At 47.4% G+C, this 1,106-nt stretch carries 1 protein-coding gene; it reads left to right on the top strand.

Features of this window, described 5'->3' with window-relative positions:
* Window positions 1–486: 486 nt before the first annotated feature.
* On the top strand, window positions 487–933 hold the full coding sequence (gene tnpA / locus DB520_RS26245; protein ID WP_114752800.1) for an IS200/IS605 family transposase: 447 nt from the start codon (window positions 487–489) through the stop codon (window positions 931–933).
* The last annotated feature ends 173 nt before the right edge of the window (window positions 934–1,106 follow it).

Here is a 1,106-nt window from a genome sequence, read left to right as displayed (position 1 = left end):
AAATAACCGCGGGCCAAAGCCCGTGGATATTGTACGACATAACCTTCCCCCAACCCCGAAGCGGGTTGAACAAAAACCCTGTGGGGGAATGGTCGTCTTGGGTGGTTTTACGCCATCCTGTTTTATCCGTGTCCTCGGGTTGAGCCCACGGTTATTGCTGTATTGGCCCCCCAGGCCTGGGGGTCGCGCGTGAGATATTATTGTGTAAATCTACTGTAGACCCAAGCCCGAAGGGCTGAAACAACAATAACCGCGGGCCAAAGCCCGTGGATATTGTATGGCAAAACCTCTCCCCAACCCCGAAGCGGGTTGAACAAAAACCCGGGGGATGGCCGTCTTGGGTGGTTTGATGAACCCTCTGGACCTGGGGTTGCATCTGCACAAAAGCATCATTGTGCTATTTTTTTACTTGTGCTCACAAAGGTGGACTACCAACAATAAAAGAAATTTCGTATTTTCATATCCCACACTAATCCCTCTATACCAATGAGCTATAAACAAATACTCTACCACTCCGTTATCGGAACCAAGTACAGGGAATTCACCATTCCGGAAAAGCACTGTGAAGAACTCTATAGGTATATATCCGGCATCGTAAAGAAGAAAAACTGCGTCCTGTACCAGATTAACGGCTGCGGTGACCACCTCCATCTTTTGACAGATTTACACCCTACCGTTTCTCTAGCGGATTTCCTTAAAGAAGTGAAAGTAGGCAGCAGTAAATGGATGAAGCAACACGACAATTTTCCCCAATGGAAATCATGGGGTGATGGATATGGGGCATTTACCTGTTCTTATCATGACAAAGACATGATTACCAATTATATCAAAAGACAGAAAGAACACCACAAAAAGGAAACATTTTTGGAAGAATACAAACGTTTGCTGGAAGAGAACGGCATTGAGTTCGATGAACGATATTTGTTGGGCTAGCAACCCTTTGGTTCTAGGATTCAACCCCTACGGGGTTGGTGGCAGAGGTGGGGTGTCATTTCGTGTCCATGTCCACGGGTTGCACCCGCGGTTATTGCTGTGTCGGCCCTTCAGGCCTGGGGGTTGCGTGTGGGAAATATTGTGCACATCTATTTGTTGACCAAAGCCCGAAG

This window comes from Pleomorphovibrio marinus, from assembly GCF_003347495.1.
In the GTDB taxonomy this organism is placed as follows: domain Bacteria; phylum Bacteroidota; class Bacteroidia; order Cytophagales; family Cyclobacteriaceae; genus Pleomorphovibrio; species Pleomorphovibrio marinus.
Note: the sequence above shows the minus strand (reverse complement) of the source record. Positions and strands in the feature narration are given on the sequence as shown.